Origin of the sequence: Pseudomonas tritici (assembly GCF_014268275.3) — a bacterium.
Lineage (GTDB): Bacteria > Pseudomonadota > Gammaproteobacteria > Pseudomonadales > Pseudomonadaceae > Aquipseudomonas > Aquipseudomonas tritici.
In genome coordinates this window covers 1,413,368-1,431,076 of record NZ_CP077084.1, presented here as the reverse complement: position 1 = coordinate 1,431,076, position 17,709 = coordinate 1,413,368, and the positions used below count along the sequence as shown (strand labels likewise).

Here is a 17,709-nt window from a genome sequence, read left to right as displayed (position 1 = left end):
TTAGCCTGCAAAAACCCGATTGGGGGTGATGAGAGCCCATCAGTCAAATCAATGAGCCACTCGCCGCCAGGCATTCCTTGGCGCTCTTCTTCAACTTCTTGATCAACCGCTCCTGGCGTAACGCCTCGCCCTTGCTCGCGCACTGCTCGGTGTACACCAGCGCCACGGCCGGGCTGGACAGGAAAAACCGCGCGCCCCTGCCGCTCTGGTGAGCAGCAAAGCGGCGCACCGGGTCATTGCTGATGCCGCAGTACAGCGAGCCATTGGCGGCGCGCACCAGGTAGACAAACCAGGGTTTGGGTTCAGGCGTGGTCACGGGTGCATTCGGTAAGACCAAGGGACGCCAATCTTATCAACGACTGGCCTGGAATGCCTTCAAGCCTTTGAGCGCCTGGGCACGCACGGCGTTTTTCAGCGCGGGCGACCAACCCAGCAGTAGGCCCTTGAGGCCCAAGGCCTGACGCGACCAGCGCCACAGGTCGAAGTGATCGTGGTGCTCACAAATCTTGCCGTCGCGAAACACGAACCGCGCACCGATGTCGTTGACCACCGTGTTGCCGGTCGCGCTGAACAAATAGGTCGCGACCCAGTGCGCGCTGCCGGTGGTCTCGTCGCTGCGCACATGATCGAACGTCAGCGAAAAGTCCTTGGCCCGTGTGGTGAGCATGCGCCACATATCGCCGGCATCACGCCCGTGCAGCTCGCCGAATGCAGGGTCGCTGAACACCACATCGTCGGTGTAGCAGGCAACCATGCCTTCGGCGTCCAGGCGTTGAAAGGCTTGGTAGAAGCGGGTGATCAGGGCGTCGTGGGCATCACTCATGGGCAGGCTCCGGGAAAATTTTGTTGTGAGGCCCGCACGATAATCCGCCCGGGCGGGAAAGACTATCGGCATTCCTCACAACAATAGGCACGCGATGGACCAGCCCTGAGTGGCGTGCACGTCTTAGAGGTAAACAACCTCAAGGGTTGCACTGCCGTCCATAGGGATAGCCTGACCCACCGGCAAGGTACGCTTGAGCGCAATGGTCGTCGCCACCTTGAGATCAACCACCAGGTTTTGCATCGGCAGTGGGGCTCGATTTATTTAATAAGTATTCAGTGTCATGCGCCGATCAACCTGTACCGGAGCATGCACACATTTTACTGTTTCAACCCTCTCAACCCCTGCAACTAACACGAACTTAAAAGCGTTCACAAAAGTGTAAAACTTACCAACTAAGGCACCATCCCCGTGTCTCGCGCATACGCAAATAACGCCACATCAGTTGAAATACACAACCGCTGCATGGCGGTACTTTTCTGTTTGCTGATGGTGGAGATGCTGCGATTGACCCGCGCGGCGATCTGGCTGACGGTCATACCGCTGGCGAGCATGCGGACCACCTCCTGTTCCTTGCCGGACAACTGGGGTTCCTGAGTCGGCTCGGCCACGCACGCCTGGTCCAGTTGCACCCGCAGGCACTCACTGACAAACACACGCCCGGCGGCCACGGTGGCGAGGGCCTGGGGCAACTCCCTGGCCGACGCACTTTTGGCCACAACCGCCTTGGCGCCTTGGGCCAGCGCAGTGCGCAGGGTGGTGATATTGGCAAACATCGTCACTAGAATCACCGGCAAGTTGGGATACTGGCGATGCAGCAACCCCAGCAAGCCATAACCATCAGCCTGTTGATTTCCGGGCATGGCGAAGTCCGTCACTATGACGTCACACGGGGTGCTGGCAATCAAGGCCAGCAGTTGGTCGGGGCCATTGGCCTCTCCTACGACTTTGCATTTACCACTCGCCTCAATCACCACTTTTTGTCCAACTCGGACGATCGGGTGGTCGTCAGCAATTATTATGCGAAGCATTGGCTTTTCCATGATGGCAATTTGGGTATAAGCAAAATACAACGGTAAACCTTTAGTAACAACTGCGCGCTCGCCGCTCAATTTACGCCCAGCCTTTATTTAATGGGCCTCACACTTTCACCTACAAAATAAAAAGAAATGGAATACAGAAAAGTACTACATGCCAAATAGATAAATTCCCACGGCACAAAGTCAGAAAATTCAGAGAGCCGCCAAACACTCCAAATACTGTTCAACATCCCGATGAAACTGTTCAAGGCCCGTCAACTGCGTGGCGACGCCGGATTGATTCACTTGGGCAATCAAGTGCACCGCCCGTTGCTCAAGGATCGTCGCACCAAAAAACGCGATGCTGCCGACAAGGCGATGCAACCGCTGGGTCGTCAATGTCGCATCAAGGCGGGAGCGTGCCAGGCTGAGCACGGCGAGATCTTCGCGGGCCTCCTGCAGCAGGCAACTCAGCAGCGGCTGCACCACGGCCCAGGAGCCGAAGGTGGCGATAAGGCTGCTGCGCGTGGGCACCCGCTCCTGCACGGCGGCAGGCACGGGCTCACGCCAGCCACCCCGTGGCCGTGACTGCGGAGCCGGCAGCCAGTAAAGAAGCACCTCGCGCAGTTGCTCCAGAACGACCGGCTTGATCAGCCAACCGTCCATGCCGCAATCGACACAGCGCCGCACTTCATCCGGGCCAAGGCAGCCGGTCAAGGCCAGCACCGGAATGTGCGGCGTCCCGGTTCGCGCCTCACGGCACCGCAATTCGCGGGCCAGGGTATAGCCGTCCATGACCGGCATGCGGCAGTCGGTAATGACCATGTCGTAGCGTTGCGCGTTCAGGGCCAGCAAGGCCATGCGCCCGTCGGCCACCGCGTCATGTGCCAGCCCGAGCCGATGCAACAGCGAACTCATTAACAAGCGGTAAGTGCGTTGATCATCGACCACCAGCAACCTGGCGCCTTGCCAATGCAATGGCATAGCCACCGCGGGCGCACGTTTGCGCGCCCCACGGCCTGGAGTCTTGCCCGGCATATCGACCTCATACGGAGCGATCAGCTCACCGCCCCCCCGACAGGGCGCGGCTGTATGTTGTCGACCAGGTGGGCGACCGCACTCGAACTTCTCGCACATAAACGTTCGCCACATTCATTTGAATAAGGTGCGGCCAACAAAGTGCGCGAAAAATATCTGAATGGACGAACTGCAGCGATACAACAACTACGACAAGTTGGTTTTTCCTACATACACGACGATAAGTTCCACATCGCCCGACAGTATCGTAATAGTTGCATTCCCCCTCCCCGCCCCGGGCGATAAATTTCTCCCCGTCCTGAACTGACGTCGCCCTTTAAAAAATAACGACTGCCCACTGACGCATCAGCGCGCCCTGAACCTCTACGCCTTTACTTCACCTGGAGCCTCTTTCCTATGAACGCATCCCGCGCCACCCTCGCGGCTGCTCTATTACTGACCGCCGCTGCATGCGCCCACGCTGCCAGCAGTGTGGACCTGTCGGTCACCGGCCTGATCACCCCCAGCGCCTGCACGCCCACCCTGAGCAGCGGCGGCGTGGTTGAGCTGGGCAAAATTGCCGCCGGCGACATTCTTCCCGGCGACATCACCTACCTGCCCAAGGCGGCAATGGACCTGGCCGTGAACTGTGAAGCGGCCACCCTGTTTGCATTAGCCCCCCAGGACAATCGCCCGCAAATGTTCACGCCCTGGGCGTTCGGCTTCGCGTTGATGCCTTCGGGCAAACCCATGGGCGGCTACTGGCTGGACTTTGTCGACTCACTGGCCGATGGCGTCGAACTCACCCGCTTGTATTCGGAAAACAACGGCCAGACCTGGCGCGTCGCTGACCCGCTGGACCTGATCGAGCCGCGCAAGCTGACCGCTTTCGGCGAGTGGATCATCGGCCCGGCCAACGTGCTGCCGATCCAGAACCTGAATGTTTCGTTCCTGGTCAGTCCGTTCTTCTACCCGGGCGGAACCTGGTTGCCGGCCAACGAAGAAATCCCCATCGACGGTTCCACCACCTTCGAACTGCGCTACCTGTAAACCCCACAAGGATTTGTGCCCATGACCAGACCCACCCCAGCCACCCTCGCCCTGCTGTTGGCGACCTGTGCCCCCGGCGTGTTCGCCGCCAGCAGCCTGGACCTGAGTGTCACCGGGACCATCACCCCCAGCTCGTGCGCACCGAGCCTGTCCGGCGACGGGGTGATCGATCACGGCAAGCTCACCGCCCGTGACCTCGACCTCGAACTGCCCACCCGCCTTCAGGCGGGCGAGATGGCCTTTGAAGTGCACTGTGAAGGGCCGACGTTTTTCACCCTGACCATGGTGGATAACCGTTCGGGCACGGCGGCAGGGCATTACTCCCACCACGGCCTGGGCATGGCCAACCCCGACCAGAAACTGGGCGACGTCGCATTTGGTGTATTCGAGCCGATGGCCGATGAATTGCCGGTCAACACCATCATGTCCCGTGATGGTGGCGCCAGTTGGGGGCCGTCTTCCTACGTGGGCCACGCTGCGCTGACCTCGTTCGCCGCGCCGAGTGCCCCCTACACGCCCATCGCCATGCAAGACCTGAGTGCGCGGCTGCGCGCCTTCACCACCATCGCCCCTTCAAAGGGGCTGACGTTGCTCGATGAAATCCCCATCGACGGTCACGTCACCCTGCAACTGAAGTACTGGTAACCCCTGACCCTGTCCCCCTACGGAGCCCTGAAAATGAACAAGTCCCTCACTACCCTGATCGCTGCCGCCCTGCTGGCGTTCACTGGCCACGCCGTTGCCGCCTCCAGCGTCGACCTCACCGTCAAGGGCCTGATCACCCCGAGTGCCTGCACACCGGCGCTGTCCAATGGCGGCGCGATTGATTACGGCAAGATTTCGGCCAAGGACCTCAAGCCCGACCTGCCGACCCAATTGCCCCAGCACATCCTGCAACTGACCGTGACCTGCGACGCCGCCACGCTGATGGCCATCGAAGGCAAAGACAATCGCGAAGGCACGGACTACGGCAACGACCTGATGTATTTCGGCCTGGGCCTGATCAATGGCACGGAAAAACTTGGGCGTATGTCCATCCGCCTGCTGTCGCCCCTGGCCGATGGCGTCGCGGCGCGCACCATTGCCTCCATGGACAACGGCCTGACTTGGTACCTCGACCGCTACGTGATGCGCGACAACATTCTTTCGGTGGCCGATTCCACCACCGTGGCGCCGGTGCCGGTGCAGGTGTTCTCTTCGGACTTCGCCGTGGTCTCCGACATCGCGCCCGCCAGCCAACTGACCCTGAACAACGAAGTCGCTATCGACGGCTCCGTCACCCTGACCGTGCGTTACCTGTAAGCCGCCATTGAACCGAGCAGCGGCACGGCAGGACGCCGGGCCGCGCTCACCTAGTGAACACACTTTATGAAGACCACTCCTTCAACGCTGTTTGCTCTGTTGGGCCTGATGAGTATCGGGCCCTCGGCGCTGGCGACGTCCAGCACGGAGCTGAACGTCACCGGGCGGATCACGCCCAATGCATGCACCGTATCGCTGTCGGCCGACGGAATTGTCGACCACGGCAAGGTGCCGGCACGCGGGCTCAATCAATGGGAGTTCAGCCAGTTGCCCAGCCAAAACCTGGACTTGAGCGTGAGTTGCAACGAGCCCGTGCTGTTTGTGCTGGTGGGCGTGGACAACCGCGCCGATTCGTCCCTGGGCCCAGGCTTTTATTACGGCCTGGGCAACAACATACATGCCCCGACCGAGCGCTTGGGCACCGTGTCCCTGGCCTTTCGTGACGTCATCGGCGACGGCGACGGCGTGCTGGTATTGGCCTCGAGCAACCAAGGCCTGACCTGGTTTCCCGAGTCCAACGCCTATCCCAATAACTACATGGGTTTTGCCTCCCCGGGCACCCTGGTGCCCGAGCCCCATCGCCTGCTGACCGCCACCCTGAACGTCAATACGTCGATCAACGCCGCCGCCTACCTGACCCTTAACCAAGAGGTGCCGTTGGACGGCTCCATCGTGCTTGACCTGAGGTACTTGTAGCCATGCCCCCCTTCCCTTGTGTTGCCTTGTTCAACCGCTTTCTGAACCTGTTGTTTTCTACCCTGATGCGCTACGCATGCCTGTATATAGGCGCGCTGGCCCTGGCATTGGGCGGCCCGTCGCTGGTGCTGGCCGACGGCATGGTGCCGGACACTTCGGTGGTGATCGTGCATGAAGAGGACGGCGAAGCCTCGGTGTCGGTGACCAACACCGACAACAAGCTCGCCCTGTTGCACGTCACCCTCGAGGATATCCCCGAGGACACTGCGTCACTGTTGTTCGTCACCCCACCGCTGGCGCGGGTTGAGCCCTCCAAGAGCCAGCTGGTGCGCTTCATCCTGCAGACCCCCGAGCCACTGACCACTCAACGCCTCAAGCGGGTGATCTTCGAAGGCATGCCCCAGAACCGCTCCGCCACCCAGGCCGGTCATGCTCGCGTAGGCGTGACCGTGCGCCAGAACCTGCCGGTGATCATTCATCCCAAGGGCCTTGAGCCCAATCGCACGCCCTGGACCGGCCTGGCCTGGCGCCTGGACAACAACCAGTTGAGCGTGCACAACCCCACGCCCTACGTGGTGCGCCTGGCCCAGGAACTGCGCTTGCTGCCGGGTGATGGCGCCGCGCTGTTGCCGCGCACTTATGTGTTGCCCGGCGAAACCCTGCACGTGACCGCCAGTGCCAGCGGCGCGACCCGTGTGCAGTTGCAACCTGCCACGGTATACGGGTTCGCCGTGGCGCCCTACGAAGCCCCCATCACTTTATGACAAGCGGGCGCCCAAGGACCTAAGCCGGCGCCCAGACAAAAAGAAGTGGCCTCCCATTGAACGCCACCGGCACGCGGCGTGAACCGATAGGAATCGGTAGCACGCGTCCAACACTTGAGTACGACCTTGTGAGCACAGTAACCACTGACCGCGACGGCGAAGCCGTGCCCGGTCGTCCTACTCGCCGGTCCCGCAGGTTTCTGGCGGGACTGGCCCTGACCCTGGGTGGCACACTGCCCGCCAACGACCCACTGGCCGATGAGTTGTTGCTCGCCGGTTCATTTGATCCGCAAACCTTGTCCCAACGCGGCATCGACCCGGAGCTGGCCAACCTGCTGTTGGACGCGCCGCGCTTCACCCCTGGCCGGCATGCCGTCAACATGAACGTCAACGGCCAACGCCGCGGCCGGGTCGATGTGACGTTCGAGCGCGACGGTACGCTGTGTTTCAACCGTGCGTTGCTCGATGTCGGCAACCTGATCGTCCCCGACGATGGCGCCTGCGACAGCTTTCTCGCGCGCTACCCGCAGACGGTCATAGAGCAAGACCCGGCCAGCCTCAACCTGGCCCTGGTGGTGCCCACCGAGGCCCTGCGCCCGGCGCAGCGAGATGTGTCTGGCTACCAGAGCGGCGGTTTTGCCGCGCTGCTCAATTACGACCTGACTGGGCTGCACAACGAATACGGCGGCGACACCAGCCGCTTCGGCTCGGCCAACACCGAAGTCGGCTTCAATGCCGGCGACTGGATCGTGCGCAGCCGCCAGGTACGCACCTGGCAAGAGAGTCGCTCGCGCACCACCCACTTGGACGCCTACGCCCAGCGCACCTTCGCTGAACAGCAGGCGGTGCTGCAGGCCGGGCAGATCAACCTCTATAACCCGGTGCTGGCCGGCACGCAAATCACCGGCGCCCAGGTGCTGACCGAGACCGCGCTGCAGGACCAGAACCAGGGCGCGACCATCAATGGCATCGCGAATAGCCCGGCCCAGGTGGAGATCCGTCAGAACGGCACGCTGATCCATTCCACGGTGGTTCCGGCCGGGCCATTTTCGCTGACCGATGTGCGGCGCCTGAACAGCCGCTCCGACGTGGAAGTCACGGTTAAGGAAACCAGCGGTGAAGAGCGCCGTTTCACCGTACCGGCGGGCATGCTCGGGCTGGGCTTGCCGGCGCCGGGCTTCTCGGTGGCGGCCGGGCGGGTGCGGCAGATTGGCGACAGTGCCGGAGCCGAACCCTGGGTGGTCAGCGCGGGCTGGAGCGGTGCGCTGCACCCGCAAATCAGCGTGGGCGCCGGCGTGCTGGTGGCGGATGCGTACCGATCCAGCGGCGTCAACCTGGGCTGGCTGCCGTGGCAGGACAGTCAGCTGCAATGGTCGACCCAGGCCGCCCAAGCCAGCCGCGTCGGCCAGGACCAAGGGCTGCAGACCGACCTGTCGTGGTCGCAGCGCCTGTCGGATCGCTGGGGGTTCAGTACCGCGGCGTCGTGGCGCTCCCTCGGTTACCGCGACCTGGAGGAGTCGACCTTCGACGCCAACACTCGCGACCAGCAACGCTCGCGCTACCGCGATCAACAGAGCTTCACCGCCTCCTGGGCGCACCCGACGCTGGGCGCATTCAGTGCCGGGATTTCGCGTTCGTCATCCTATAGCGGCGACAACAGCAGCCGCGCGCTGGCGTCCTGGGGCACCAGCTTCAGGCGGGTGTCGGTATCGGCCAGTGCCGAGTGGCAAGTCGGCGGGCGACACCAGAGCGATGACAGCCTTTACCTCAACGTCAGCCTGCCCTTGGGTGAAACCCGCCGGGCGCGTACCTGGGTACGCAATACCGGCGGTGAACATCGCCTGGGCGCCGGACTCAGCGAGCAACTCAACGACCAACTGAGCTACCGCGTCGACGTCGAACGTGACAGCCGCGACCGCGAAGTGGAAGCCACCCTCGGCGTCTCGGCCCTGCCGTATTACAGCCAGCTGGACTTCAACTACACCCGCTCCGACGACCAGCGCGCCAGCTACCAGGGCGGCGCACGCGGCGGTGTGGTGGCCCACGGTGACGGCCTGACGTTCTCGCCCTATCCGGTGCGCGACACTTTTGCCGTGATGTCGGTGGGCGACATGGCAGGGATCAAAGTCAGCACCCCGAGCGGGCCGGTGTGGACCGACTGGCAAGGCCAGGCCGTGGTCCCGCAACTGAGCGCCTACGGCCGCAGCCCGGTGGAAGTGCACACCCGTTCGCTGCCGCGCAATGCCGATATCAGCAACGGCTTGGCGGTGCTGACCGCCGGACGCGGCGCGGTCGACAAAGTGCAATTCGGTGTGGCCGTGACCCGTCGCGCGTTGCTTACGGTAAGCCGCGACGACGGCCAGCCGCTGCCCAAAGGCGCAGCCGTAACCACGGCGGACGGCGAGTTCATCACCCTCGTCCAGGACGGCAGCCAGGTGTTCCTGCCCAACGTGCTCGACGAGCGCCCGCTGTGGGTCAAGGCCCCGGGCCAACCCCGTTGTCGCCTGAGCTACACGTTGCCGAACAAGGGCGACCCCGATGTGTATTTCGAAAGCGCAGCCGCCCGCTGCCTCCAGCCATGAGGAACATCGTCATGAAGCCTACCGGGCTGTTGTTAGCCACCCTGTGCCTGAGCAGCGGCGCCTGGGGTGCGCAGGAGTGCCAATTGAACATCAGCGAATCGACCCTGGATTTCGGCCTGATGAACCGCGCCGCAGCCCTGGTGCCGACGCCGGAACGATTGCTGGGCGAACGCCGGCTCAGCCTCACCTTGAACTGCGCGCAAGCCACCGATATGAGCCTGTTCTACCGGGGGCTGGCCGCCGGGCCGGAGCGTTTTCGCTTCACCGAGCGCGGCAGCTATGGCCTGAGCGTCAGTGACGCTGTGCTGGATGGCGAGGCCGTTGAACTGGGCTTGCTCAGCGCCAGCGGCCAGGCACCCAGGCTCAGCGGCGCCAGCCTGGCGTGGCGCGCCGACCACGGCATTGTGCCAATGCGCGGCGGTGCGGTGGTCACTGGCCGCAGCCTGTCGTTGCAGATCGACGCCAGTGCCTGGGCCAGCGAAGACGCCCTGCGCGTGCGCGACGCCGTGACCTGGGACACCAGCGGCGTGCTGGATGCCACCGGCGCCGGGCGCTCGCGGCAGTTGCGCCTGCAAGCGCGCTTTGCCCCGGCGGCGTGTACACCAAGCCTGTCCAATGGAGGCAACGTCAACCTCGGCAAACTCTCGGTCAGCGACCTGCACACAGACCGTGACACCGCCCTGCCCCCCCGCGACCTGCTGGTGACGGTGGCGTGCGACGCCCCCACCCACTTCGCCCTGCGCCTGCAGGACAACCGTGAGGGCTCAGCGACCGGGCCCGCCGATGCCGGCACCTACGGCCTGGGCCTGGATGCTCGCCAGCAAAAAATCGGCCGCTACGCGCTGACCTTCGACCCAACCCGGGCCAGCGCCGACAGCCTGCCTGCGCTGTACCGCACCGACTCCGCCAGCGGTGGCGTGCCCTGGAGCACCGCCAGCAGCAGCCCCCTCGCCATCGCCGCGAATCGCTACCTGGGTTTTGCCGCCACGCCCGGCAGCAGCGCCGGCCCGGTGGCGATTCAAACCCTCAGTGCCACCGCAAGCCTGGAGGCGGTGATTGCACCGCTCAACAGCCTGGACCTGGGCAACGAAGTGCGTCTCGACGGCGCGGCGAACCTCGAAATCACTTACCTCTGACCCCCTACTGGAGCTCACCATGAACCGTTACCTGATTCCTCTCGCTGTGTACCTGTTGTCCCAGGGCAGTTCCGCCCACGCCGCGTCCACCGTTGAGCTGACTGTCACCGGGCTGATCACGCCCATGGCCTGCACACCGGTGTTGTCCGGCGGCGGGCTGGTGGATTTCGGCAAGATTTCCCAACAGGACCTCAACCAATCGGTCGGCACGCGCCTGCCGCTCAAGTCCTTGACCCTGAGCATCAACTGCAACGCGGCGGGCCGTTATGCCCTGCGCATGCGCGATAACCGCGACGGCACCGCCCACGTCAACAGCGAGATTTTCTACGGCCTCGGCCTGGATAACAGCGGCGGCAAGATTGGCGTGTATTCCGTGAGCTTCGACCCGAAAAAAACCGTGGTCGATGATGTGCCGGTGATCTACGGCACCGAGTCCACCACCGGCGGCGTGGCGTGGCGCATGGCCAATACCAACCCCATCGACATCGGCTCGCGCAGTTTGTTGGGTTTCACCGATGTGCAGGGCAGTACCGCCGGACCATCGGCAATCCAGACCCTGACCAGCACCCTGACCCTCGAAGCGGTGATCAACGCCAAGCAGAACCTGGACCTGAGCACCGATGTGTTGATGGACGGTTCAGCGTCGTTGGAAGTCGTTTACCTGTAACCCTTTTCCCTGCCACACAACCATCCCTAGAAAGGAGCAACACCATGAGCAAGTCCCTTCCCATCCTGGTCGCCACCCTGGCAATGGCCTGCGCCGCGCAAACCCAGGCAGCCTCGGCTATCGACCTGAGCGTGAGCGGGTTGATTACACCGAGTGCGTGTGAATTGAATTTGGCCAATGGCGGCCAGTTTGAAGTCGGCAAGATCGCGTCCAAAGATCTATATCCCGAACAGCCGACCGACCTGCCAAGCATGACCACGGCCCTCACCGTCACGTGCGAGGCCGCAACCCTGGTGGCGATCGAAACCCAGGATAACCGCGCAGGCTCGGCCTACTTCGATGACGCCCAAAGCCTGGGACTGGGGCTGATCAACGGCAACCAGAAGCTCGGCAACATGTATGTGATGCTCAGGTCCATACTGGCCGACGGCGACAGCGGCTACGGTATTCATTCGAGTGACGGCGGCCTGACCTGGAACACTGGCGGCTACTTCAGGAACGGTGGCCTGGTATCGATCTACAAGGCCTCACCGCTGATGCCGGTCCCGGTGCAAGTGCTCACGGCCTCGATGCAAATCGACGCGGCCATTGCCCCGTCCAAGAACCTCACACTCACCAGCGAAGTGCCCATCGACGGCTCAGCCACATTGACGGTGCGCTACCTGTAAGGCACTAGACCTTCTCGCTGCTCACCCCCACATACAACGCCCGGCCTGCCCCCAGGCCGGCAACGATCGCACCCACGCCGATCACCGCAAAAATCCAGCCCACCGCGGCCCAACCACCGGTCCAATCATGCACCAGGCCCACCGCTAACGGCCCCATGGAGGCCAGGGTGTAGCCGATGCCCTGGGCCATGCCCGACAGGTTGGCGGCCACGTGGGAGTCCCGCGAGCGCAGCACGATCAAGGTCAGCGCCAGGCTGAAGGTGCCGCCCTGCCCCAGGCCGAGCAGCACCGCCCACCCCCACAACCCCTCAAGCGGCGCATACAGGCAACCGAACAGGCCGGCAAGGGTCAGCAGCATCACCACCACAATCGCCAGCCGCTGGTCCTTGCCACGGGTAGCCAGCCACGGCGCCGTCAGCGCGCTGAGCAGTTGCACGATGATCGAACCGGACAGCGCCAAACCGGCATCGGTGGCACTCAGGCCACGATCGATCAGAATCGACGGTACCCAACCGAACACGATATAGGCCAGGGACGATTGCAGGCCCATGTACAGGGTCACCTGCCAGGCCAGCGGGTCGCGCAGCAAGCCCTTTACGCGATAGGCGACTTGATGGGCGCCGTGCTTTTGGCCGACCTGTGGCAACCAGAACAACGCCGCCACCAGCGCGGGCACAATCCAGAAGCCCAGGCCGACGCTCCAACTGTCGCCGAAGTAATGACTGAGCGGCACCGTCGCCCCCGCCGCCAACGCCGCGCCCAGGCACAGGGCCATGGTGTAGACGCCGGTCATGGTGCCGGCCTGCTTGGCAAAATCACGCTTGACGATGCCCGGCAGTAACACGCCGATAATGCCGATGCTCGCGCCGGCGATCAGGCTGCCGGCGAACAACCCCACTTCGCCGAACGCACTGCGCAGGGTGATCCCGCCCGCCAGCGTCAGCAGAATTCCCAACACCACCCGCTCGGCGCCAAAACGCCGCGCCAGCAGCGGCGCCAAGGGCGCAAACAGCCCCAGGCACAGCACGGGCAAAGTGGTCAGCAAACCCGCTTTGGCCGCCGACAACCCCAGGCTGTCGGACACCGCACTGAGCAACGGCGACAGGCTCGACAGTGCCGGGCGCAGGTTCATCGCTACCAGGATCAAGCCCATGATCAACAGCCACGGGCGGCTCACCACCGGTGGGGTGTGTTGCACCCCCTCGTCGTCGGCTTCAGCGTCGATCAACAGTTCTTCAAGCTTGGTTTCAGGGTTCATTGATCAACTGCCGGCAAAGGGATTTGGCGCGTTCCGGGTCTTGGTGCTCCACGGCTTCGAGCAGGGCGATATGCAGGTCGAACACCGCTTGGCGACGCGGCGAGATGTTCAGGGTCTGGCGCAATTGGGCGCCGACGACGGCGGAAAAATACTGGTACAGCTCGCTCAAGGCCGGGTTGTGTGCGGCGTCTACCAGGCGCTTGTGGAACACCAGATCAGCCCTGATGTACGCCTCCAAATCGCCGTGATACAGCGCGGCGCTCGCGTGCAGGGCTTCGCGCAAACCTGCCAGGTCGTCATGGGTTCGGCGCAACGCCGCAAGGCCGATGGCCTCCACTTCAAGAATCTGCCGCGCCTCCTGCGCCTGGGTGACCGTGCAATGGGACAACGCACGCATCGCGCCCAGCGGATCGGTCATCGAACGCAGGTAACTGCCGTCGCCCTGGCGAATTTCAATCAACCCGGAAAAGGCCAATACGCGCATGGCTTCGCGCACGGTATTGCGGCTGATGCCCAACTCGGCGGACAGCTCAGGCTCGGTGGGCAGGCGTTCGCCAATGGCCCACACCCCTCGACTGATGCGTTGGCGCAGTTGCTCCAACGCCTGGTCGACCAGGGAGCGTTTGATCAGGGGGGCGATGTCTGTCATGGCTTTTGCATTTTCGTCCAATCATAGGATGAATTTTCCTACAGCCTATTCGGAGCAGCCTACAAAGGCAACGGACTAGGGTTTTGAGGCAGGAAAAGGAGCAGTATTTTCGATTGGTAAAATTACCCTCAGAGGGTAATTATTGGACTCAGGTGTCTTATGGAAAAGTACACACCTCATTACGATCTGGCGGTGGTAAAGGCGGATGTGAAGCGGCTTGGCAGGAGAGCGTTTACCCACACAGCACAAAGGTGCGGCAGGGAACTCCACTTCAGCATCAAGGAAATGCAGGATGCCATCTATGAGTTACAAAACTGGATGTTGTACAAGTCGATGACCACCTATAGAGATCATCGGGTTTGGCAGGACGTGTATCACACGTACGCAAAAGATAGGGAGATTTACATCAAGGTCACTTACTCCCCGGACGGTGACCCTCCGGTGATCTCCTTCAAGGAGAAGAACCTATGAAGGTAAAAAATTGCTACATCTGTGGTGCCCCCGACGCATTGCATTATTTTGAGGGCCGCAGTGAAACCATCAGGGTCAGAGGTATGGAGCGCCGGGTAGACAATCTTTCCGGCTGGGAATGTCACGTATGCGGTGACGGCTTTTGGGACCCCGATACCGATAGTGCGGATCGTTATGGCGAAGCCGGCGATGAACTCGTCATAGCAGCCCAAAAGATGATTGGCGCCGAGATGAAACGTATCCGCCGCAAATTGCACCTTACGCAAAAGGAAGCGGTGGAATTACTGTCCGGTGGCGGCCACAACGCATTCTCTCGCTACGAACGCGGCGAGCTTCTTCCCCCCAAGCCGCTGGTATTACTGATGCGGCTATTGGATCGTCACCCGCATTTGCTGGCAGATGCCGAAGTCTTGGCAGAAGGTGCTGACATGCGTGGCGCTTTCACCTACACCGTGAACAACGACGCTGAGGCACTCAAAGTGTCCTAGCCCCAAAAAATAAACCCGGCGCCAGGCCGGGTTTATTCATTCAAACATCGATCAATGCAAAATCTGGCTCAAGAACAACTTGGTCCGGTCATTCTGCGGGTTGTCGAAGAAGTCATTCGGCGCCGCCTGTTCCACGATCTCGCCCTTGTCCATGAAGATCACGCGGTTGGCCACGGTGCGCGCAAAGCCCATTTCGTGGGTCACGCACAACATGGTCATGCCGTCTTCGGCCAGGCCGATCATGGTGTCCAGAACTTCCTTCACCATTTCCGGATCGAGTGCCGAAGTCGGCTCATCGAACAGCATGATTTTCGGCTTCATGCACAAGGCACGGGCGATCGCCACACGCTGTTGCTGGCCGCCGGACAGTTGCCCCGGAAACTTGTGCGCCTGTTCCGGAATGCGCACGCGCTCCAGGTAATGCATGGCGATTTCTTCGGCCTTGCGCTTGGGCATCTTGCGCACCCACATCGGCGCCAGCGTGCAGTTCTGCAGGATGGTCAGGTGCGGGAACAGGTTGAAGTGCTGGAACACCATGCCGACTTCACGGCGGATCGCTTCGATCTGCTTGAGGTCGTTGGTCAGCTCCACGCCATCGACCACGATGCGGCCCTGCTGGTGCTCTTCCAGACGGTTGAGGCAGCGGATGGTGGTGGATTTGCCTGAACCCGACGGGCCGCACAGCACGATACGCTCGCCCTGCTTGACGTTGAGGTTGATGTCTTTCAACACGTGGAACTGGCCGTACCACTTGTTGACGCCCTGCATCTGGATAATGCCTTCAGGGCTCACAGGCTGTTTGATCGCTTCGCTCATAACATCAACTCCTAACGCTTGTGGCCAGTGTCGAGCTTGTGTTCCAAATGAATGGAATAGCGCGACATACCAAAACAGAAAATCCAGAACACCAGGGCCGCGAACACGTAGCCTTCAGTGGCCATGCCCAACCATTTCGGGTCGGCGGCGGCTTGCTTGACGCTGTTGAGCAGGTCGAACAGGCCGATGATGATCACCAGGCTGGTGTCCTTGAACAGCGCAATAAACGTGTTGACGATGCCGGGGATGACCATCTTCAGGGCTTGCGGCAGAATCACCAGGCCCATCGAGCGCCAGTAGCCGAGGCCCATCGCTGCGGCCGCTTCGTACTGACCTTTGGGAATCGCCTGCAAGCCACCGCGCACCACTTCCGCCACGTAGGCCGACTGGAACAGGATCACGCCGATCAATGCGCGCAGCAGTTTGTCGATGCCCATGCCTTCGGGAAGAAACAACGGCAGCATCACCGAGGACATGAACAGCACGGTGATCAACGGCACGCCGCGCCAGAATTCGATGAAAGTCACGCAGACCACCCGAATCGCCGGCATGTTCGAACGCCGCCCCAGCGCCAGCATGATGCCCAGCGGCAAGGCGCCAGCAATGCCGACGGTGGCGATCACCAGGGTCAGCATCAGGCCGCCCCATTGGCTGGTCGCCACGTTGGTCAGGCCGAAGATTCCGCCGTGCAGCAGGAAGAACGCGATGATCGGGTACAGCACCAGGAAGCTCAGGCCGTAGACCGCCTTGCGTTGAAAACGCGAGATGAACAACGGCGCCACGCCAACGATGGCCAGCCACACGGTGAGGTCTACACGCCAGCGCAGGTCTCCAGGGTAGTAGCCGTACATGAACTGCCCGAAGCGCTGTTGGATAAACACCCAGCAGGCGCCCTCTTTGGTGCAGTCGGCGCGCGTGGTGCCGACCCAGTTGGCGTCGATGATCGCCCAGCTCAGGATCGGCGGCACCACCAGGTACACAAGGTAGAACGCGAGCAACGTCAGCAGCGTATTGAGCCAGCTGGAAAACAGGTTGGCGCGCATCCATGCCATCGGCCCGAACACTTTGTTCGGCGGCGGCATATCAGGTTTGAAAATATGTGAACTCATGGGCGTTTCCTCACCGCTCGATCAGCGCAATGCGCTTGTTGTACCAGTTCATCAGCAGGGAAATGCTGATGCTGATCGCCAGGTACACGCTCATGGTGATAGCAATAACTTCGATGGCCTGGCCGGTCTGGTTGAGCACCGTGCCGGCAAACAGCGAAACCATTTCCGGGTAACCGATACCGGCGGCCAGCGAAGAGTTTTTCGCTAGGTTGAGGTATTGGCTGGTCAGCGGCGGAATGATCACCCGCAGGGCCTGCGGAATGATGACCTTGCGCAGCGTCGGCCCAGGGCGCAGGCCCAGGGAACGCGCGGCTTCGGTCTGGCCATGGCTGACGGACTTGATGCCCGAACGCACGATCTCGGCGATAAACGCTGCCGTATAAACAGTAAGCGCCAGGGTCAGTGCCAGCAGTTCGGGGATGAGTACCCAACCGTCGACAAAGTTGAAGCCCTGCAGCTTAGGCATTTCCCAGTGCAGCGGCGCGCCGAAGATCAAGGCGCACAACGCCGGAATCACGATGAACAGCGCCAGGCCCGCCCAGAATTTGTGGAACGGTACGCCCGTCGCTTCAAAGCGCTTGTTGGCCCAGCGAGCCATCAGCACGATTGCGACAATCGCCACCACCACACTGACCACAAACGGCCAGAAACCGTCGGCTGCAAGCGCTGCCGGCATGTTCAGGCCGCGGCTGCTGACAAAGAAGGTGTCACCGAAGTTGTGGCTGTTACGCGGCCCCGGCATGGTCAGGAACACCGCGAAATACCAGAACAGGATTTGCAGCAGCGGCGGAATGTTGCGGAACACTTCCACATACACGGTTGCCAGCTTGTTGATCATCCAGTTCGGCGACAGCCGCGCGACGCCGATGATGAACCCCAGCAGCGTCGCCAGGATCACGCCGATAAACGTCACCAGCAAGGTGTTGAGCAAACCGATCACAAACACCCGGGCATAACTGTCCGATTCGGTGTAGTCGATCAGGTGCTGCGCGATGCCGAAGCCGGCACTGCGTTCAAGAAAGTCGAAACCCGAGGTAATGCCCCGGTGTTGAAGGTTGGTCTGGGTATTGTTGAAGAGGTACCAGCCCAGCGAGACCACCGCCACAATCGTGATGATCTGGAAGAGCCACGCACGCACTTTGGGATCGCTGAAGCTGAGCTTCTGCTTTGGTGCGCCGATTTGATTTTGCATGA

Annotated in this window: 20 protein-coding genes; 11 read left to right on the top strand and 9 right to left on the bottom strand. The window is 61.9% G+C overall.

The genetic code is table 11. From position 1 onward, the window contains the following. Positions 1 to 43 precede the first annotated feature (43 nt). The 4 genes from HU722_RS06325 to HU722_RS06310 all read right to left on the bottom strand — a co-directional run bounded on the left by HU722_RS06325 (position 44) and on the right by HU722_RS06310 (position 2,880). Positions 44 to 316: a GIY-YIG nuclease family protein gene (locus HU722_RS06325; RefSeq protein ID WP_065890478.1), complete on the bottom strand. Its 273-nt coding sequence runs from the start codon at positions 314 to 316 to the stop codon at positions 44 to 46. Positions 317 to 352: 36 nt separating this feature from the next. Beyond that, positions 353 to 823 carry a nuclear transport factor 2 family protein gene (locus HU722_RS06320; protein WP_065871720.1) on the bottom strand — a complete coding sequence of 157 codons (471 nt, stop codon included), beginning with the start codon at positions 821 to 823 and terminating at the stop codon, positions 353 to 355. A 395-nt stretch (positions 824 to 1,218) separates the two neighbouring features. Further along, positions 1,219 to 1,854 (bottom strand): response regulator, encoded by a 636-nt coding sequence (locus tag HU722_RS06315; RefSeq protein WP_065871719.1) that lies wholly within the window; start codon positions 1,852 to 1,854, stop codon positions 1,219 to 1,221. 201 nt (positions 1,855 to 2,055) lie between these two features. After that, positions 2,056 to 2,880 (bottom strand): response regulator, encoded by an 825-nt coding sequence (locus tag HU722_RS06310; RefSeq protein ID WP_065890480.1) that lies wholly within the window; start codon positions 2,878 to 2,880, stop codon positions 2,056 to 2,058. Positions 2,881 to 3,276: 396 nt separating this feature from the next. Here HU722_RS06310 and HU722_RS06305 point away from each other — a divergent pair, with 396 nt between their 5' ends. From HU722_RS06305 to HU722_RS06265, 9 genes are all read left to right on the top strand, one after another. Further along, positions 3,277 to 3,909, top strand: a complete 633-nt coding sequence (locus HU722_RS06305; protein ID WP_065871717.1) for a DUF1120 domain-containing protein — start codon at positions 3,277 to 3,279, stop codon at positions 3,907 to 3,909. A 21-nt stretch (positions 3,910 to 3,930) separates the two neighbouring features. Continuing rightward, positions 3,931 to 4,554 carry a DUF1120 domain-containing protein gene (locus HU722_RS06300; RefSeq protein WP_065879577.1) on the top strand — a complete coding sequence of 208 codons (624 nt, stop codon included), beginning with the start codon at positions 3,931 to 3,933 and terminating at the stop codon, positions 4,552 to 4,554. Positions 4,555 to 4,587: 33 nt separating this feature from the next. Beyond that, complete coding sequence (locus HU722_RS06295) at positions 4,588 to 5,211, top strand: DUF1120 domain-containing protein (protein WP_065890482.1); 624 nt, start codon at positions 4,588 to 4,590, stop codon at positions 5,209 to 5,211. Positions 5,212 to 5,277: 66 nt separating this feature from the next. Next, on the top strand, positions 5,278 to 5,907 hold the full coding sequence (locus HU722_RS06290) for a DUF1120 domain-containing protein (RefSeq protein WP_065879578.1): 630 nt from the start codon (positions 5,278 to 5,280) through the stop codon (positions 5,905 to 5,907). A 65-nt stretch (positions 5,908 to 5,972) separates the two neighbouring features. Then, the gene (locus HU722_RS06285; RefSeq protein ID WP_065890587.1) at positions 5,973 to 6,671 is read left to right on the top strand and encodes a fimbria/pilus chaperone family protein; all 699 of its coding nucleotides are present in this window, start codon (positions 5,973 to 5,975) and stop codon (positions 6,669 to 6,671) included. A 128-nt stretch (positions 6,672 to 6,799) separates the two neighbouring features. Then, entirely contained in the window at positions 6,800 to 9,253 is a 2,454-nt protein-coding gene (locus tag HU722_RS06280) for a fimbria/pilus outer membrane usher protein (RefSeq protein WP_065890484.1), read from the top strand. 11 nt (positions 9,254 to 9,264) lie between these two features. Further along, positions 9,265 to 10,389, top strand: coding sequence for a DUF1120 domain-containing protein (locus HU722_RS06275; RefSeq protein WP_186752327.1), 1,125 nt, complete (start codon positions 9,265 to 9,267; stop codon positions 10,387 to 10,389). A gap of 19 nt (positions 10,390 to 10,408) precedes the next feature. Continuing rightward, positions 10,409 to 11,056: a DUF1120 domain-containing protein gene (locus tag HU722_RS06270; protein ID WP_065890486.1), complete on the top strand. Its 648-nt coding sequence runs from the start codon at positions 10,409 to 10,411 to the stop codon at positions 11,054 to 11,056. Between the two features lie 44 nt (positions 11,057 to 11,100). Next, complete coding sequence (locus HU722_RS06265; RefSeq protein WP_065890487.1) at positions 11,101 to 11,724, top strand: DUF1120 domain-containing protein; 624 nt, start codon at positions 11,101 to 11,103, stop codon at positions 11,722 to 11,724. A gap of 4 nt (positions 11,725 to 11,728) precedes the next feature. Here HU722_RS06265 and HU722_RS06260 read toward each other — a convergent pair whose 3' ends face one another. Continuing rightward, positions 11,729 to 12,982 carry a CynX/NimT family MFS transporter gene (locus tag HU722_RS06260; RefSeq protein ID WP_065945251.1) on the bottom strand — a complete coding sequence of 418 codons (1,254 nt, stop codon included), beginning with the start codon at positions 12,980 to 12,982 and terminating at the stop codon, positions 11,729 to 11,731. After that, positions 12,972 to 13,631 carry a FadR/GntR family transcriptional regulator gene (locus tag HU722_RS06255; protein WP_065874997.1) on the bottom strand — a complete coding sequence of 220 codons (660 nt, stop codon included), beginning with the start codon at positions 13,629 to 13,631 and terminating at the stop codon, positions 12,972 to 12,974. The genes HU722_RS06260 and HU722_RS06255 overlap by 11 nt, the downstream gene beginning before the upstream one ends. 159 nt (positions 13,632 to 13,790) lie before the next feature. On the opposite strand from HU722_RS06255, the gene HU722_RS06250 reads away from it, so the two are divergent. Continuing rightward, positions 13,791 to 14,102 (top strand): type II toxin-antitoxin system MqsR family toxin, encoded by a 312-nt coding sequence (locus HU722_RS06250; RefSeq protein ID WP_049709879.1) that lies wholly within the window; start codon positions 13,791 to 13,793, stop codon positions 14,100 to 14,102. Then, positions 14,099 to 14,590, top strand: coding sequence for a type II toxin-antitoxin system MqsA family antitoxin (locus tag HU722_RS06245; RefSeq protein WP_065874998.1), 492 nt, complete (start codon positions 14,099 to 14,101; stop codon positions 14,588 to 14,590). Before HU722_RS06250 ends, HU722_RS06245 begins: the two co-directional genes overlap by 4 nt. A gap of 51 nt (positions 14,591 to 14,641) precedes the next feature. Here the strand turns inward: HU722_RS06245 and HU722_RS06240 are convergent, their stop codons facing one another. From HU722_RS06240 to HU722_RS06230, 3 genes are read right to left on the bottom strand one after another with little or no spacing between them, the layout of a single operon-like run. Further along, positions 14,642 to 15,406 (bottom strand): amino acid ABC transporter ATP-binding protein, encoded by a 765-nt coding sequence (locus tag HU722_RS06240; protein WP_003171943.1) that lies wholly within the window; start codon positions 15,404 to 15,406, stop codon positions 14,642 to 14,644. Between the two features lie 11 nt (positions 15,407 to 15,417). Next, positions 15,418 to 16,515 carry an amino acid ABC transporter permease gene (locus tag HU722_RS06235; protein WP_049709881.1) on the bottom strand — a complete coding sequence of 366 codons (1,098 nt, stop codon included), beginning with the start codon at positions 16,513 to 16,515 and terminating at the stop codon, positions 15,418 to 15,420. 10 nt (positions 16,516 to 16,525) lie between these two features. Continuing rightward, positions 16,526 to 17,707 (bottom strand): amino acid ABC transporter permease, encoded by a 1,182-nt coding sequence (locus HU722_RS06230; RefSeq protein ID WP_065874999.1) that lies wholly within the window; start codon positions 17,705 to 17,707, stop codon positions 16,526 to 16,528. Between the last annotated feature and the right edge of the window lie 2 nt (positions 17,708 to 17,709).

Bases quoted from the DNA above. Each gene is read 5' to 3' on its own strand.
- HU722_RS06320 (WP_065871720.1), bottom strand. From the start codon at position 823: ATGAGTGATGCCCACGACGCCCTGATCACCCGCTTCTACCAAGCCTTT.
- HU722_RS06315 (WP_065871719.1), bottom strand. From the start codon at position 1,854: ATGCTTCGCATAATAATTGCTGACGACCACCCGATCGTCCGAGTTGGA.
- HU722_RS06310 (WP_065890480.1), bottom strand. From the start codon at position 2,880: ATGCCGGGCAAGACTCCAGGCCGTGGGGCGCGCAAACGTGCGCCCGCG.
- HU722_RS06305 (WP_065871717.1), top strand. From the start codon at position 3,277: ATGAACGCATCCCGCGCCACCCTCGCGGCTGCTCTATTACTGACCGCC.
- HU722_RS06300 (WP_065879577.1), top strand. From the start codon at position 3,931: ATGACCAGACCCACCCCAGCCACCCTCGCCCTGCTGTTGGCGACCTGT.
- HU722_RS06295 (WP_065890482.1), top strand. From the start codon at position 4,588: ATGAACAAGTCCCTCACTACCCTGATCGCTGCCGCCCTGCTGGCGTTC.
- HU722_RS06290 (WP_065879578.1), top strand. From the start codon at position 5,278: ATGAAGACCACTCCTTCAACGCTGTTTGCTCTGTTGGGCCTGATGAGT.
- HU722_RS06285 (WP_065890587.1), top strand. From the start codon at position 5,973: ATGCGCTACGCATGCCTGTATATAGGCGCGCTGGCCCTGGCATTGGGC.
- HU722_RS06275 (WP_186752327.1), top strand. From the start codon at position 9,265: ATGAAGCCTACCGGGCTGTTGTTAGCCACCCTGTGCCTGAGCAGCGGC.
- HU722_RS06270 (WP_065890486.1), top strand. From the start codon at position 10,409: ATGAACCGTTACCTGATTCCTCTCGCTGTGTACCTGTTGTCCCAGGGC.
- HU722_RS06265 (WP_065890487.1), top strand. From the start codon at position 11,101: ATGAGCAAGTCCCTTCCCATCCTGGTCGCCACCCTGGCAATGGCCTGC.
- HU722_RS06260 (WP_065945251.1), bottom strand. From the start codon at position 12,982: ATGAACCCTGAAACCAAGCTTGAAGAACTGTTGATCGACGCTGAAGCC.
- HU722_RS06255 (WP_065874997.1), bottom strand. From the start codon at position 13,631: ATGACAGACATCGCCCCCCTGATCAAACGCTCCCTGGTCGACCAGGCG.
- HU722_RS06250 (WP_049709879.1), top strand. From the start codon at position 13,791: ATGGAAAAGTACACACCTCATTACGATCTGGCGGTGGTAAAGGCGGAT.
- HU722_RS06245 (WP_065874998.1), top strand. From the start codon at position 14,099: ATGAAGGTAAAAAATTGCTACATCTGTGGTGCCCCCGACGCATTGCAT.
- HU722_RS06240 (WP_003171943.1), bottom strand. From the start codon at position 15,406: ATGAGCGAAGCGATCAAACAGCCTGTGAGCCCTGAAGGCATTATCCAG.
- HU722_RS06235 (WP_049709881.1), bottom strand. From the start codon at position 16,515: ATGAGTTCACATATTTTCAAACCTGATATGCCGCCGCCGAACAAAGTG.
- HU722_RS06230 (WP_065874999.1), bottom strand. From the start codon at position 17,707: ATGCAAAATCAAATCGGCGCACCAAAGCAGAAGCTCAGCTTCAGCGAT.